Here is a 14,217-nt window from a genome sequence, read left to right as displayed (position 1 = left end):
TGAACCGGAATCCTGAATTCGCGAGTATCCAGATTGATGCAGTCGAACCATACAGCATGAATCCCGACGGATGGACGAGGGATTATCCTGACATGCTGCGGCCTTGCGGGTTTACCCAAGATGAGATAGCATTTCAGTCAGTATAATACTTATTGATATTACCTGAATTCGATAAACAAGAACACGATTTGGCAAAGCAGTCTGAATACTTCCGCTCAGATTACCAAAGAACTCGACTGCTTGCATGCTGAACATGCTGTCCTCGCGACACTGTTATCCAGGCCAATCCTGAACGTTGCCGATCGAGGCATTTCGCGGGAGCGCGTCCAGAGGGACGCGCCCCCTCGCATGGACACGATGACCACGCTCCATCCCACGGCTGGCACGCTGGAGGCTCGTCATGAAAATTGTTCTTCTGGCCGGAGGTCTCGGCTCTCGCCTTGCCGAAGAAACCAATCGGATCCCAAAGCCGATGGTGGAGGTCGGCGGACGCCCGATCATCCTGCACGTCATGGATATCTATAGCCATTGGGGCTATCGCGATTTCGTCGTGGCCGGTGGCTACAAGTGCATGATGATCAAGAACTTCTTCCACAATTTCCACTTGTCGACGGCCGATTTCACGGTCGCGCTGGGAAGTGGCTCGATGGTTCTTCGACCTACCCGGCCGCTCGACTGGAATGTCTCCGTCGTCGACACCGGGCTCTCGACCATGACTGGCGGCCGCCTGCTGCGGCTGCGCGACTGGCTCGATAGCGGCACCTTCATGGTGACCTATTCGGACGGCGTCGGAAATATCGACCTCGACGCCCTGCTCAAATTCCATCGCTCGCATGGCCGGCTTGCCACCGTCACGGCGGTGCAGCCGCCGGCCCGCTTCGGCAATCTGGAGATCGAAGGCGACCAGGTGGTCGAGTTCACCGAGAAGGTGCGCAAGTACGAGACCTGGATCAATGGCGGCTTCTTCGTCTTCGAACCCGGCGTGCTCGATTACATTCCCGCCCTCTCCGAGCCGCTGGAAATGTCCCCGCTGACCAGGCTCGCCAAGGACGGCGAACTATTCGCCTACAAGCATCAGGGCTTCTGGCACCCGATGGATACGGTGCGCGATCGCGACTATCTCGACGGCCTTTGCGAGAGCGAGGAGCCGCCATGGCTGCAGTTCGCCAAGCCGATCGTGCCGCCGATCGTCGGCGCGACGCAGCCCGAGGCGAGGATCTAGGCCATGTCCGCGCTCGTCGACGAGAGCTATCTGTCCGAAGTTTTGCGGGGTCGACGCATTCTCGTCACCGGCCATACAGGCTTCAAGGGCGGCTGGCTGTCGCTTTGGCTGCGGCGCCTCGGCGCGACCGTCGTCGGCGTCGCGTTGCCCCCGACCGCCCCTTCGTTCTGCAAGGCGGTCGGGCTGGAAGATCTGGTCGATGGCCGCGTCGGCGATATCCGTTCGGAGAGCGCCTTCGGCCAGAGCATCGAAGGGCAGGATTTCGATCTCGTCATTCATCTGGCGGCGCAGGCGGTCGTACGCGCCTCGTTCGAGGCGCCTGTCGACACCTATCTGACCAACGTCGTCGGCACGGCCATCGTCCTCAATGCCGCCCGGCGCATGCCATCGCTGCGCGGCGTCGTCGTGGTCACCAGCGACAAGTGCTATGAAAACCGCGAGTGGGTCTGGGGCTATCGGGAGAACGACCCGATGGGCGGTCGCGACCCCTACAGTTCCTCGAAGGGCTGCGCCGAACTGGTCGCCGCGGCGTTCCGGTCCTCGTTCTTCAATGATCCGAATGGCCCGCAACTCAGCACGGTTCGCGCCGGCAATGTCATCGGCGGCGGCGACTGGGGCACCGACCGCTTGATCCCGGATCTGGTCCGTTCCGTCGAGACCGGCGCTCCGGTGCGGTTGCGAAATCCGAAAAGCGTGCGGCCCTGGCAGCATGTGCTGGAGCCTGTCCGTGGCTACTTGTTGCTTGCGGCCCGCTTGCTCGAAGCCGGCGCGCGCTACGCCGGCGGCTGGAATTTCGGCCCCGACACCAGTTCCACCGTCGAAGTCGGCACGCTGGCGGACATGGTCATCTCGAAATGGGACGGGCGCCGCCCGCATTATGTCGTCGAGCGTCGCGACAACGAACCGCCGGAATCCGTCGTTCTTCGCCTCGACAGCACGAAGTCGGGGGTCGAACTCGGCTGGAAGCCGCTGCTCCGGCTCGAGGATACCGTCGCGATGACTGTCGCCTGGTACCAGAAGTATCAGCAGGATCCGGCGCGTATCCGCGCCTTCTCAAACCATCAGATCGATGAATACGCCGCCGCCTGGGGGCGCGGCGGCTGACGTCCGACGTGTCGACCAACGGCAGATGAGGATCGCAAAATGCGCGTGAACTACGGTCAGTCCGTCTATGGCGAAGAAGAGATCGCCGCTGTCGTCCAGGTCATGCGCTCATCGACCCAGATGGGTGCTTCGGTCCGGGCGATGCAGGAGCGCGTAGCCGCGCTGTTCGCCAAGTCGCACGGCATCATGGTCAATTCTGGTTCGTCGGCGAACTATCTGGCGATCGAGGTCCTGAACCTTCCCAAGGGGGCGGAAGTGATCACCCCCGCCCTCACCTTCGCCACGACCGTCGCGCCGATCGTCCGGGCCGGCCTTGTCCCCGCCTTCGTCGACGCCGCCGAGGCCACCTACAATATCGACGTCGACGCGATCGAGCGCATGATCACGCCGAACACACGGGCCGTGATGATCCCGTCGCTGATCGGCAATCTTCCCGATTGGGACCGCATTCGCGCCCTTGCCGATGCACACGGGCTGATCGTGATCGAGGACAGCGCCGACACGCTTGGCGCCACCTTGAACGGCACCAGCACCGGCACCCGCTCCGACATCAGCACCACCAGCTTCTACGGCTCGCACGTCATCACCGCCGCCGGCAATGGCGGCATGGTCTGCATCCGCGACGAGGCACTGGCGCGGCGCGCCCTGCTGCTGCGCTCCTGGGGCCGCACTTCCTCGCTTTTCGTCGATTCCGAGACGATCGAAAACCGCTTCAATGTCGAACTGGACGGCTTCGCCTATGACGCCAAATTCGTCTTCGAGGAGCTGGGTTTCAACATCGAGCCATCGGAAATGGGCGCCGCCTTCGGGCTGGTCCAGCTTGACCGGCTGGAACAGAACATCGCGGCGCGCGAACGCAACTTCGCCGCCCAGCGCGCCTTCTTCGAGGAGTATGAAGAGTGGTTCGCGCTGCCGCGACAACTGGCCGGCGCCAGGACGGGCTGGCTGGCCTTCCCGCTGACCGTTCGGCCCGATGCACCGTTCACCCGGCGCGACATGCAGATCTTCCTCGAACGGCGCGACATCCAGACCCGCCCAGTCTTCACCGGCAATATCCTGCGCCAGCCGGCCATGGCCGGCGTCGCCCACAAGGCGGCCCCCGGCGGCTATCCGGTCGCCGACGATGTCATGCGCGGCGGCATCCTGCTTGCCTGCCACCACGGCCTGACGAAAGCGCAACTCGACCATATTCACGAGACGTTCCGCGATTTCGCCAAAGGCTACTCAGCCCAGAATTTATCAGCCAAGCCCCCCGTCAAGGACGGCGTCCGCAAGGAACGCGCCCCGGCGGCAATCATGGAAGATCGATGATGGCCCTCATGACCCGTTGCCGCGCCTGCCTGACGCGCTCGCCCCACGTCTTTCTGCCGATGGGCGACCACCCGCCCGCCAACAGCTTCGTACGCTCCGAAGACGTGCTGAAGCAGCAGCCGGTCTATCCGCTCGACACGCAGGTGTGCCTGGAATGCGGGTTGATCGAGGTCGAGGACCAGGTGCCCGAAGGGTTCTTCGAGCATTACCTCTACGTGCCGTCCGGGGCGACGCTGATGCATACGCATTTCGGCGAGCTGGCTGCGATCATGAAAAAGGAAGCCGGAAACGACCTCGTCGTCGACATCGGCTGCAATGACGGGCTTCTGCTCTCGGCCTGCAACAAGCTCGGCTGCCGGACGATCGGCGTCGACCCGGCTGCCAACCTGGCCGAGATTGCGCGCTCGCGTGGCGTCGATGTCGATGTCGGCTATTTCACGTCCAATTCCGGCGCCGCGCTGGCCGAAAAATACGGCAAGGCGAAGGTGATCGTGACCACCAATACCTTCAACCATATCGGCGATTTACATGACTTCATGGCCGGCGTGGATCATTGGCTGGCCGAGGACGGCGTCTTCGTGATCGAGGTGCCCTGGGCGAAAAACCTCATCGCCGGCAATGAGTTCGACACCGTTTATCACGAGCATGTCTCCGAATTCAGCCTGCTGTCGCTGGTCAAGCTCGGCGCATTCTTCGACCTGGAGGTCGTCGATGTGCACCGTCTCGGCGTGCATGGCGGATCGATGCGGGTGTTCCTGAAACGCGCGGCCACGGCGACAGTGCCCAAGGCGATCGTCGCGGAAATGCTCGCCGAGGAACGCGACGCCGGCATGCTCTCGGTCGAAACCTACGAGGACTTCGCCGCAAGGATCGAGCAGGTGCGGGGCGAACTGATCGCCATGCTGGCCGAACTCAAGGAAGCGGGCCTCAATATCGCCGGCTATGGCGCGCCGGCCAAGGGCAACACGCTGCTCAACTATTTCAAGATCGGCCCCGAAACGCTCGATTATCTCGTCGATCGCAACACCCTGAAGCAGGGGCTCTATTCGCCGGGCATGAAGATCCCGATCCGTTCGCTCGACGCGCTGGAGGAGCAGAAGCCGGACATTCTGCTGGTGCTCGCCTGGAATTTCTTTGACGAGATCCGCCAGCAGCAGAGCGCCTTTTCAGCGCGCGGCGGTCGGTTTCTGGTGCCCTTGCCGCGTCCTGTGCTGGTGAACTGATCAGGGCGGCCGACGTTTGGAGGCGACGGAGATGTCGCGGGTCCTCATCACGGGTGGCGCAGGCTTTATCGGCTCCCATCTGGTCGCCGCCTGCCTGTCCGCCGACCATTCCGTGCATGCGATCGTCCGGCCCGGCTCCGACGACCACCGGCTCCGGCCCTTTGACGGCCGCATTACCCGCCACGGCTTCGATCTCCGGGACCCGGGCGCACTCAAGTGCTGCATGACGGATGTGCAGCCCGAGCGGATTTTTCATCTCGCCACGCGTCCGCGCCGGATGGCAGATCCGAACCTCGACGATGCCCGGCAGAGTGTGCATGAAGATTTGCTGGGGCTCATCGGCCTCCTTGCCGCTGCCAGCGCCGCTCCCAGGCCTGCGAAGACGCTGGTCCGAGCCGGTTCGCTCGCCGAATATGGCGCGACCCCCTCCCCCTATCGCGAGGATGCCCGCGAGGCGCCGCTCACCGCCTATGGCGCAGGGCTCGTCGCCGCCACCCATTTCTGCACCGCGCTACAGCGGCGGCTGCCCTTCCCGATCGCCACCGCCCGGCTGGCGCTCACCTATGGCCCGGCGCAATCGACCGATTATCTGCTGCCGCTCCTGATCCAGCGTTGTCTCGCCGGCGAGCGTACCTTCGTGCGCCACCCGATGGACAGACGAGACCTGATCCATGTCGACGATGTCGTCGAGGCGCTAATGCAACTCGGCGCGGCTGCCCTGCCGGGGGCGGCGATCCTCAATGTCGCCAGCGGCGTCGCCCCGACGATGAAGGAGATGGCCGAGCTGGTCATTGAGCATACCGGCGCCGATCCCGCCTTGATCACCTATGGCGACGGCCAAGCCTCGTCCGGCGCCATCGATCTCCGTGGGTCTGCCGCCCTGGCGCGCCGCAAGCTCGGCTGGCGGGCGCGGATCCCGCTCTTCGACGGCATCGCGCGCACCGTGGCGTGGTATCGCGCGGCCTCGGTCGAGGTGGACCCGCACCCTGGCCGTACAACCTTGGTCGATGCAGGCGAGGTGCCGCGATGGGTGAACTGAAACCGCTGGTTTCCGTGCTGGTGCCGGCCTTCAACGAGGAGGCGAATGTCCAGCGCGCCTATGAAGCGATCGTCGACACCTTCCTCGACCTGCCCGGCTATGACTGCGAAATCATTTTCACCGACAACCACTCGACCGACCGCACCTTCGAGATCCTGAAGGAAATCGCCGGCCGGGATCCCCGCGTCCGTGTCATCCGCTTCAGCCGCAATGTCGGCTACCAGCTGTCGCTGCTCACCGCCTACAAGGCGGCGAATGGCGATTGCTCCGTGCAGATCGACTGCGACCTGCAGGATCCGCCGCACCATATTCCCGCCATGCTGGGGCTCTGGCGGCAGGGCCACCAGGTCGTCTACGGCATTCGCCGCTCGTTGCAGGATGATTGGTTCACCGCCCTGCTCCGGCGCGGTTTCTATCGCTTCATCCATGCGTTGAGCGAGGACGATCTGCCCGTCAATGCGGGCGAGTTCCGCCTGGTCGATCGCCGCATTCTCACCGAGCTCAGGCAGGTCGACGACACCTCGCCCTATCTGCGTGGCCTGATCAGCGCCATGGGCTTTTCTCAGGTCGGCTTCGAATATGACCGGCAAACGCGCATCGCGGGCGAGAGCAAGTTCCCGTTCCGGGCCATGCTGGCGCTCGCCGTCGATGGCATCCTCAACCATTCGCTCGCGCCATTGCGCCTCGCCTCGATGGCGAGCCTCGTCGTCGGCACGGTGACTCTGCTGCTTCTGCTTGGCTATCTGATCGGCAAGCTGCTGTTCGGGCAGGATTGGCCGGCCGGCTTCGCCACCACCACCATGCTGCTGCTGCTGTCGATCACGCTGAATGCCGTCTTCCTCGGCATTGTCGGCGAATATGTCGGCCGCATCTTCATGCAGGCGAAGCACCGGCCGAAGCCGATCGTCGAGGCAACGCTGAATGGCGATATCCGTCGCGTCCACAAGCTGACGATCCCGGATCTGGAGGCGGGTTGATGCTGTCGCCTTCCGCCCCGCGCGGCCCGGGTGCGCGGCGCTTCGATACGCTGCTGCGCTTCGCGGCGGTGGGGGCGATCACGACGATGCTCGACATCGTCCTCTTCACCGGGCTCGTGGCGGCCAACGCTCCACCGGCGCCGGCCAATCTCGTCTCCTATTCCTGCGGCATCGTCGTCAGCTACGTACTCAACCGGTCCTGGACGTTCGAGGTCGGCCACAGTCCGGTCCAGGCGTTGAAATTCGGCGCATCGACCCTGACCGGCCTGCTGATCTCGACGGTACTCGTCACAGCTCTCGCCACCCTGATGCCGCCGACCATCGCCAAGGTGCTGAGCGTGCCGGTGGTCTTCGCATGGAACTACCTCACCGCCCGCCTCTGGGTGTTTCGCGTCTGAACGCGGCACCCAGAGAAACGGAAAGATGTGTCCTTAGCGGATCGACGCGAGCGACAGCCGCGCTTCGAGCTTCGCCGCCGCCTCTTTCCGCTCGCTGTAGCGATCCGTCAGGTAGGGCGCGGCATCCCGGGTCAGCAGGGTGAACTTCATCAGTTCCTCCATCACGTCGACGATGCGGTCGTAATAGGGCGACGGCTTCATGCGGCCGGCCTCGTCGAACTGTTCATAGGCGCGCGCGACGGAGGATTGGTTCGGGATCGTCAGCATCCGCATCCAGCGGCCGAGTACCCGCATCTGGTTGACGGCGTTGAACGATTGCGAGCCGCCGCTGACCTGCATCACCGCGAGCGTCTTACCCTGGGTCGGGCGCACAGCCCCGATCGAGAGCGGGATCCAGTCGATCTGGGCTTTCAGGATGCCGGTCATGGCGCCGTGCCGCTCCGGGCTGCACCATACCTGCCCTTCCGACCAGGCCGACAAGTCGCGCAGCTCCTGCACCTTGGCATGGTTCGCCGGCGCATCGTCCGGCAGCGGCAGGCCGCTCGGATCGAAGATCCGCACTTCGGCGCCCATCGCCTCGAGAAGCCGAGCCGCTTCGAAGGATGCAAAGCGGCTATAGGAACGCTCGCGCACCGAGCCGTAGAGCATGAGGATGCGAGGCGCATGCTGGCTCGCAGGCGGGCGCAGCGCCTCCCTGTCGGGAGCTTGAAACAGCGGTGCATCGAGGCTGGGCAAGTCGCGGATCTCAATCACTTCCGCTCCCCCTCGCCGGTTTCGATGACCTCGCCATCCTCTTTGGTGAAGCGTCCGAAATGCGGGTTCGGCAAGATCTCCAGCACGCGTTCGGACGGACGGCAGAGCCGCGTTCCCTTCGGCGTCTCGACGATCGGCCGGTTGATCAGGATCGGATGCTCCAGCATGAAATCGAGCAGCGCATCGTCGCTCCATGCCGGATCGGCCAGCCCCAGTTCCGCATAGGGCGTGCCCTTCTCGCGCAATAGCGCCCGCACCGGCATGTCCATGGCGCGGATCAGCGCGACCAGGCGCTCGCGGTCCGGCGGCTCGTTGAGGTATTCGACAACGATGGGCGTTTCGCCGCTCTGGCGGATCATCGCGAGCGTGTTGCGCGAGGTTCCACAGGCGGGGTTGTGATAGATGGTGACGGTCATGCTGCCGGCTCTTCGTTCGACGATACGGAGCGCACGGCCGGGCCGCGCTCGTACCAGCCCTTGCTGCGATTGACGATCCAGACGACCGATAGCATCACCGGCACCTCGATCAGGACGCCGACGACGGTGGCAAGCGCCGCGCCGGAATGAAAACCGAACAGGCTGATGGCAGCCGCCACGGCGAGTTCGAAGAAGTTGCTGGCGCCGATCAGCGCCGAGGGGCCAGCGACGCAATGCGCCTCGCCGGAAACGCGGTTCAGCCAATAGGCGAGCCCGGCGTTGAAATAGACCTGGATCAGGATGGGTACCGCCAGCAGCGCGATCACCAATGGCTGGTCGATGATCTGCTTGCCCTGGAAGCCGAAGAGCAGCACCAGCGTTGCCAGGAGCGCCACAAGCGACATCGGGCTGAGCACGCGCAGAAGTCGGTCCAGCGCCGCCGGCCCGCCCGCCGCGAGCAGGCGACGACGCAGGATCTGCGCCACGACAACCGGAATGACGATGTAGAGCACAACGGAGAGGACGAGCGTGTTCCAGGGCACCGTGATGGCGGATAGGCCCAGCAGCAGCCCGACGATCGGCGCAAAAGCCACCACCATGATGATGTCGTTCAGCGCCACCTGGCTGAGCGTGAAATGCGGCTCGCCTTTGATCAGGTTCGACCAGACGAAGACCATCGCCGTGCAAGGCGCCGCCGCGAGAATGATGAGCCCGGCGATATAGCTGTCGATCTGGTCCGCCGGCAGATAGGGCCGGAACAAGGTGCCGATGAAGAACAGGCCCAGCGCCGCCATGGAGAAGGGCTTGACCGCCCAATTGACCAGGAGGGTGACGCTGATGCCGCGCCAATATCGGCCGACCTGGCCGAGGGCGGCGAAATCGATCCGCAGCAGCATCGGGATGATCATCAGCCAGATCAGCACGGCGACGGGAATGTTGACGTTGGCGATCTCGGCCGAGCCGAGCGCGCCGAACAGGTCAGGGACCAGGTGCCCCAGCCCGACGCCGACAAGGATGCAGAGCCCGACCCAGACGGTCAGGTAGCGCTCAAAGACGGTCATGGGAGATTTCAGCCTTCGATGACCGGAGCGGACGCCGAACGGGCGTCGGCCGTCGCGCAGCAGGCCGACAGCGACTGGATCGCCGGCGTGCAGATCTCTGGATGGCCCTGGCAGCAATCGTGCATCAGGAATTCGACCAGCGCGGAGAGTGTCGAATAGCGGGCGCTGTAGATGATCGATCGCGCCTCGCGGCGCGACTGGACCAGCCCGGCGCGCTCCAGATGCGACAGGTGAAACGAAGCCGCGGAGGACGAGGCACCGACTGCCTCCCCCACCGCGCCGGCCGCCAAGCCCTCGGGCCCCGCCTGCACCAGCGCCCGCACCATGCGCAGGCGCGTTTCCTGCGAAAGTGCGCCAAAGGCGTCGAGGGCCTTGTCTTCCTGCATCGTCATTTCAATATCTCAACGTTTATTGAAATGAACGAGTATCACGCACGCGCCGGGAGCGCCAGCCCTAAGAGTCAGGTGCAGCACAGGGCGAGTACGGCGGCGCTGCCCTGACTGCGATCAAGCCTCAATAGACGTCGGCCTGGAACCGGCCGGACTTCTTCAGCGACCGGATCGCCGCGACGGCCTCGTCAGGCCCCAATCCGCCATGGCTGGCGGCAATGGAGACCAGCGCCGCCTCGACATCCTTGGCCATGCGCTTGGCGTCGCCGCAGACATAGAGGTGGGCACCCTCGCCGATCCAGCGCCAGAGCTCCGCGCCGACCTCGATCATCCGGTCCTGCACGTAGAACTTCTCGGCCCCGTCGCGGGACCACGCCAGCGACAGGCGGGTCAACAATCCGCTGGTGCGCATCGCCTGCAACTCGTCCTTGTAGAAGAAGTCCGTCGCCTGGCGCTGGTGGCCGTAGAAGAGCCAGTTGCGACCCGGCGCGGCGATCGCCTCGCGCTCCTTGAGGAAGGCGCGGAACGGCGCGATTCCGGTGCCGGGACCGATCATGATGACAGGTGTGTTCGGATCGGCCGGCAGGGCGAAATCATGTGCCTTCTGGACATAGCAACGCAGTGTTTCGCCGGCTTCCATCCGCTCGACCAGGAAGGTAGACGCGACGCCGAGGCGCTTGCGCTGGCCGATCTGGTAGCGCACGGCATCGACGGTCAGGGTGATCCGGCCGGCCTCAGTCTTCGGCGAGGACGAGATCGAATAGAGGCGCGGCTGCAACGGCTCCAGCGCATCGACAAAGGCTTCCGGATGCGGCCGGGCGGCGGCGAATTTCTGCACGACCGCGAACACGTCGAGCTGCGCCGCGTCGCCGTCGGGATCGCCGCCACGCGCCAGTTCCCGCGCCTTTTCGCGCAGCGTCCCGCCGAGGATATGCGAATAGAGCTCGTAGAGCGCATCCGGCGCGAGGCCGAGCGAAACCTCGTCGCTCAAGACGTCGCGAAGTGTGCGGCCACGAACTTCCGTCGTGTGGGCAACGCCGAGCATGGCGATGATCTGGTCGACATGGCCGAGGCTGTTTCGCGGAAAGACGCCAAAACTATCGCCGACGACATAGTCGAGTTCGCTCGCGCCAATATCGAATTCGACGTGGTGTGTGTCCTTCTCCGAGCCCGCGCCGTTCAGGCGACGACGGCCGAGAAACACGGCATCGACCGGCTGTTCGCGGCTCGTGCCGGGTTTTGAAGCGGGAACCGCGACAGCAGGCTTGTCCTCAAGGCCAGGTGACGCCTTGGCATCCGCGCTCGCGTCGCCAAGCTCGGCCGCCAGCGCCTTGACCAGCCGAAACGTCTCCTTGCCGCCGGGCGCGCAGAGGTTGAGCCGCGCCTCGTCCTTCAGGAAAATCGCATTGGCATAGGCGGCGCAGCTATAGCCGCACTGGCCGCAATCCTGCTGCGCCATCGCCGCCATCAGCTTCTGGCTGGTGGGGCGGCCTTCGGCGAGCTTCATCCGCTCATCGGCAGGCATCGCGGCATCGTGCCAGGGCGCGTCGTCATTGCTGGCCAGTGGCGGTCCGGCGGGTGTTTCCGGAGTCGCGATGATGCCTTGCGGCAGGAAACCGGCGGCGTCGACGGGCGTGAGCGAGCCAAGGGCGGCGGCAAGGAAGCCGGAGAGCCAGGCGCGCTGCTCGTCGCTGAACGGCGCCCCCTCGGGGACGATGTTGGTGGGCGATGGGGTCGGCTGGAAGGTCATGTGGCGGCCTCCAAAGCCAAGGCTTTCAACGCCTCGGCGTCGTGTCGACGGGTGAAGTCGGCGAAGCTCTCGGTCGCGTCGGCGCGATGGGCGAGATAGACGCGCAACAGCCCCTCGATCCGGGCCGGCGCGTCCTCGGCCTTGACGTCGGAATGGAGCAGCCGGCCGATCCGTGCGTCAGCGCCGAAGCCGCCGCCGACATGGATGTGATAGCCCTCGACCTGATCGCCCTCTTCGTTGATCGAAACCTTGGCGCCGACCAGGCCGATATCGCCGATATAATGCTGGGCGCAGGAGTGATGGCAGCCGGTCAGGTGGATGTTGAGCGGCTGGTCAAGCTCGATCCGGCCGTCGAGATGGTCGGCAATTGCCAGAGCATGTCCCTTGGTGTCGGAGGCGGCGAACTTGCAACCCCGACTGCCGGTGCAGGCGACGAGCCCTGCCCGCACGGCGGAAGCGGTCCAGGCAAGGCCGCTTGCCTCAATGCGCGCCTTCGCCTCGGCGATGCGGCTGTGCGCGATGCCGGACAGGATGACGTTCTGCCAGACGGTGAGACGGATATCGCCGTCGCCAAGATCCTGCGCGATCGCCGCGATCGCGCGCATCTCCTGCGCGCTCATTCGGCCGGCTGGAATGACGATCCCCGCCCAGGACAGTCCGGGCTGGCGCTGGGGATGGAAGTCTATGTGCGCGCCGCGATCGGTTACCGGCCGCTTCGCCACATGGGTCGCGTCGACCCGCGTCAGCGGCGCGCCGAGCTTCTTCTCCACCTCTTCGAGGAAACGGGCAAAGCCCCAGTCGTCGAGCAGGTACTTCAGCCGCGCCTTGGTGCGGTCGGTGCGGTTGCCATGATCGACAAACACCCGGACGACGGCGTCGGCGACCCGGACGGCCTCGGCCGGCTCGACAATGATGCCGGTATCGCGGGCAAAATCCTTGTGGCCGGTGATGCCGCCCAGCGTCAGGCGATACCAGATACCGGGACGCACTGGCGCGCCGGGCAGGATCTCGACCGCCTGGAAGCCGATATCGTTGGTTTCCTCCAGCGTCGGGATCTTGCCGCCGCCATCGAAGGCGACGTTGAATTTTCGCGGAAGGCCATACATCGCCCGGGTATTGAGGATGTGGTGGTGCCAGGCGCGGGCATGCGGCCTTGTGTCAAGCAACTCCTGCGGATCGATGCCGGCCGTGGCCGAACCGGTCACGTTGCGGATGTTGTCAGCGCCCGATCCCTTTGAGACGAGACCGACATCCATCAGGCCCTCGACCAGGGCCGGGCCATTTGCCGGCGCGATTTCGCGGATCTGCAGATTGGCGCGCGTCGTCACATGGCTGTAGCCGCCGCCGAGACGTTCGGCGAGATCGGCAACGGCGGCGAACTGCCAATGCGTCAGGATGCCGTTCGGGATCCGCAGCCGGCACATATAGCTGTCCTGCGCCGGCGCGACGTAGAAGAGGCCGTGATAGCGCCAGCGGAAATTATCCTCCGGCTTCGGCTTGGCGCCCGAGCGAGCGTCGCGGCTCAAGCGATCATAGGCCTCGAACGGGTGATCGGCGCGCTTCCACTTTTCCTGGTCGACGAGCTTGCCGCCGGCGGCGACCGTGCGGTCTTGCGCCTTCCACTGGTCGGCGTCCGGTCCTGTCGGCTCGGCGGCAACAGCGGGTGCGGCAGGCGGCGCAACGTTGCGCGCCGCCGTCGCGCCGGAGAGGAAACCCTCCAGCCAGCGTTTCTGTTCGGGGAGAAAATCCTGGCCCATGGTCGCCTCCTCACTCAGCCGCGACGATGCCGGCAACCGGCCGGGACGAAGGTCGTGCCGCCGCCACCCAATAGGCGCCCGCCATCAGCACGGCGCCGGCGAAGGTGTTGCCGATGGTGACCCAGAGCAGGTTCCACGCGGCGCCGGCCCAGGTGATCGTGTCGGGATGCTTCGAGAACAGGGCCAGCGCGAACACCGTCATGTTGGCGACGGAATGCTCGTAGCCGGAGGCAATGAAGGCGAAGAGGCACCAGGCGATGGCGATCATCTTGGCGGCATCGCTGGTGGTGCGGGCCGACATCCAGAGCGCCAGGCAGACAAGCCAGTTGCAGAGGATGGCGCGCGCGACCAGTTGCACCGGATCGGCGTTCATCTTGGCGGCGGCCGCCTTGAAGATGAACTCGCTCGGTGAGGAAAGGATCGATCCGCCACCGGCCACGACGAACAGTCCGGCCAAAAGCATCGCGCCGACCAGATTGCCGACCCAACTCATCAGCCAGACGCGGCCGAGCTGACCGAGCGTCGTCTGACCTTCCAGCGTCGAGATCGTCATGTTCATGGTGTGGCCGGTGTAGAGCTCGGCGCCGGCGAAGACGACGAGGATCAGCGCCAGTCCGAACGACGCGCCCATGACAAGCGGCCGGATGCTGGGATCGAGCAGCGAGCCAAGGCTGAAGATCAACAGGATACCGAAGCCGACATAGATGCCGGCCATAGCCGAGCCGATGAAGAAACCGGCCGGGTTGTTTTCGAGCAGACGGGCCTTGGACGCGCCAAGGGCGGAGAGTTTGCTGATGGTCTCGTCAAACATGCTGCT

Annotated in this window: 14 protein-coding genes; 7 read left to right on the top strand and 7 right to left on the bottom strand. The window is 64.8% G+C overall.

Annotated elements, in window-relative coordinates; translation table 11 throughout:
• Nucleotides 1–400: 400 nt before the first annotated feature.
• From rfbF to OSH12_RS09580, 7 genes are read left to right on the top strand one after another with little or no spacing between them, the layout of a single operon-like run.
• Nucleotides 401–1,222, top strand: coding sequence for a glucose-1-phosphate cytidylyltransferase (gene rfbF, locus OSH12_RS09610; protein WP_266343293.1), 822 nt, complete (start codon nucleotides 401–403; stop codon nucleotides 1,220–1,222).
• 3 nt (nucleotides 1,223–1,225) lie between these two features.
• Nucleotides 1,226–2,326, top strand: coding sequence for a CDP-glucose 4,6-dehydratase (rfbG, locus tag OSH12_RS09605; protein ID WP_266343292.1), 1,101 nt, complete (start codon nucleotides 1,226–1,228; stop codon nucleotides 2,324–2,326).
• A gap of 39 nt (nucleotides 2,327–2,365) precedes the next feature.
• The gene (locus tag OSH12_RS09600) at nucleotides 2,366–3,637 is read left to right on the top strand and encodes an aminotransferase class I/II-fold pyridoxal phosphate-dependent enzyme (RefSeq protein WP_266343291.1); all 1,272 of its coding nucleotides are present in this window, start codon (nucleotides 2,366–2,368) and stop codon (nucleotides 3,635–3,637) included.
• Nucleotides 3,634–4,860, top strand: a complete 1,227-nt coding sequence (locus OSH12_RS09595; RefSeq protein ID WP_266343290.1) for a class I SAM-dependent methyltransferase — start codon at nucleotides 3,634–3,636, stop codon at nucleotides 4,858–4,860. Before OSH12_RS09600 ends, OSH12_RS09595 begins: the two co-directional genes overlap by 4 nt.
• Nucleotides 4,861–4,891: 31 nt before the next feature.
• On the top strand, nucleotides 4,892–5,899 hold the full coding sequence (locus tag OSH12_RS09590; protein ID WP_266343289.1) for an NAD-dependent epimerase/dehydratase family protein: 1,008 nt from the start codon (nucleotides 4,892–4,894) through the stop codon (nucleotides 5,897–5,899).
• Nucleotides 5,887–6,876, top strand: coding sequence for a glycosyltransferase family 2 protein (locus OSH12_RS09585; RefSeq protein ID WP_266343288.1), 990 nt, complete (start codon nucleotides 5,887–5,889; stop codon nucleotides 6,874–6,876). The genes OSH12_RS09590 and OSH12_RS09585 overlap by 13 nt, the downstream gene beginning before the upstream one ends.
• The gene (locus tag OSH12_RS09580; RefSeq protein ID WP_266343287.1) at nucleotides 6,876–7,274 is read left to right on the top strand and encodes a GtrA family protein; all 399 of its coding nucleotides are present in this window, start codon (nucleotides 6,876–6,878) and stop codon (nucleotides 7,272–7,274) included. The genes OSH12_RS09585 and OSH12_RS09580 overlap by 1 nt, the downstream gene beginning before the upstream one ends.
• A 33-nt stretch (nucleotides 7,275–7,307) precedes the next feature.
• Here OSH12_RS09580 and arsH read toward each other — a convergent pair whose 3' ends face one another.
• The 7 genes from arsH to nirC form a co-directional block, all read right to left on the bottom strand.
• Nucleotides 7,308–8,018, bottom strand: a complete 711-nt coding sequence (gene arsH, locus OSH12_RS09575) for an arsenical resistance protein ArsH (protein WP_380223567.1) — start codon at nucleotides 8,016–8,018, stop codon at nucleotides 7,308–7,310.
• A gap of 5 nt (nucleotides 8,019–8,023) precedes the next feature.
• Nucleotides 8,024–8,443, bottom strand: coding sequence for an arsenate reductase (glutaredoxin) (gene arsC, locus OSH12_RS09570; RefSeq protein WP_266343286.1), 420 nt, complete (start codon nucleotides 8,441–8,443; stop codon nucleotides 8,024–8,026).
• Entirely contained in the window at nucleotides 8,440–9,504 is a 1,065-nt protein-coding gene (arsB, locus tag OSH12_RS09565) for an ACR3 family arsenite efflux transporter (protein WP_266343285.1), read from the bottom strand. Before arsB ends, arsC begins: the two co-directional genes overlap by 4 nt.
• An 8-nt stretch (nucleotides 9,505–9,512) precedes the next feature.
• Nucleotides 9,513–9,890: an ArsR/SmtB family transcription factor gene (locus tag OSH12_RS09560; protein ID WP_266343365.1), complete on the bottom strand. Its 378-nt coding sequence runs from the start codon at nucleotides 9,888–9,890 to the stop codon at nucleotides 9,513–9,515.
• Between the two features lie 127 nt (nucleotides 9,891–10,017).
• Entirely contained in the window at nucleotides 10,018–11,643 is a 1,626-nt protein-coding gene (locus tag OSH12_RS09555) for a sulfite reductase subunit alpha (protein ID WP_266343284.1), read from the bottom strand.
• A complete protein-coding gene (locus OSH12_RS09550; RefSeq protein ID WP_266343283.1) occupies nucleotides 11,640–13,400 on the bottom strand; it encodes a NirA family protein in 1,761 nt (586 codons plus the stop codon). The genes OSH12_RS09555 and OSH12_RS09550 overlap by 4 nt, the downstream gene beginning before the upstream one ends.
• A gap of 10 nt (nucleotides 13,401–13,410) precedes the next feature.
• Nucleotides 13,411–14,211 carry a nitrite transporter NirC gene (gene nirC, locus OSH12_RS09545; protein ID WP_266343282.1) on the bottom strand — a complete coding sequence of 267 codons (801 nt, stop codon included), beginning with the start codon at nucleotides 14,209–14,211 and terminating at the stop codon, nucleotides 13,411–13,413.
• Nucleotides 14,212–14,217 lie beyond the last annotated feature (6 nt).

This window comes from Kaistia terrae (genome assembly GCF_026344005.1).
Taxonomy (GTDB): Bacteria; Pseudomonadota; Alphaproteobacteria; order Rhizobiales; family Kaistiaceae; genus Kaistia; species Kaistia terrae.
This window is presented reverse-complemented; position numbering and strand designations above follow the sequence as displayed.

Excerpts from the sequence above, each read along its gene's own strand:
- OSH12_RS09600 (WP_266343291.1), top strand. The coding sequence starts at position 2,366 with ATGCGCGTGAACTACGGTCAGTCCGTCTATGGCGAAGAAGAGATCGCC.
- rfbG (WP_266343292.1), top strand. The coding sequence starts at position 1,226 with ATGTCCGCGCTCGTCGACGAGAGCTATCTGTCCGAAGTTTTGCGGGGT.
- OSH12_RS09550 (WP_266343283.1), bottom strand. The coding sequence starts at position 13,400 with ATGGGCCAGGATTTTCTCCCCGAACAGAAACGCTGGCTGGAGGGTTTC.
- OSH12_RS09580 (WP_266343287.1), top strand. The coding sequence starts at position 6,876 with ATGCTGTCGCCTTCCGCCCCGCGCGGCCCGGGTGCGCGGCGCTTCGAT.
- OSH12_RS09555 (WP_266343284.1), bottom strand. The coding sequence starts at position 11,643 with ATGACCTTCCAGCCGACCCCATCGCCCACCAACATCGTCCCCGAGGGG.
- rfbF (WP_266343293.1), top strand. The coding sequence starts at position 401 with ATGAAAATTGTTCTTCTGGCCGGAGGTCTCGGCTCTCGCCTTGCCGAA.
- OSH12_RS09560 (WP_266343365.1), bottom strand. The coding sequence starts at position 9,890 with ATGCAGGAAGACAAGGCCCTCGACGCCTTTGGCGCACTTTCGCAGGAA.
- nirC (WP_266343282.1), bottom strand. The coding sequence starts at position 14,211 with ATGTTTGACGAGACCATCAGCAAACTCTCCGCCCTTGGCGCGTCCAAG.
- OSH12_RS09585 (WP_266343288.1), top strand. The coding sequence starts at position 5,887 with ATGGGTGAACTGAAACCGCTGGTTTCCGTGCTGGTGCCGGCCTTCAAC.
- arsC (WP_266343286.1), bottom strand. The coding sequence starts at position 8,443 with ATGACCGTCACCATCTATCACAACCCCGCCTGTGGAACCTCGCGCAAC.
- OSH12_RS09595 (WP_266343290.1), top strand. The coding sequence starts at position 3,634 with ATGATGGCCCTCATGACCCGTTGCCGCGCCTGCCTGACGCGCTCGCCC.
- OSH12_RS09590 (WP_266343289.1), top strand. The coding sequence starts at position 4,892 with ATGTCGCGGGTCCTCATCACGGGTGGCGCAGGCTTTATCGGCTCCCAT.
- arsB (WP_266343285.1), bottom strand. The coding sequence starts at position 9,504 with ATGACCGTCTTTGAGCGCTACCTGACCGTCTGGGTCGGGCTCTGCATC.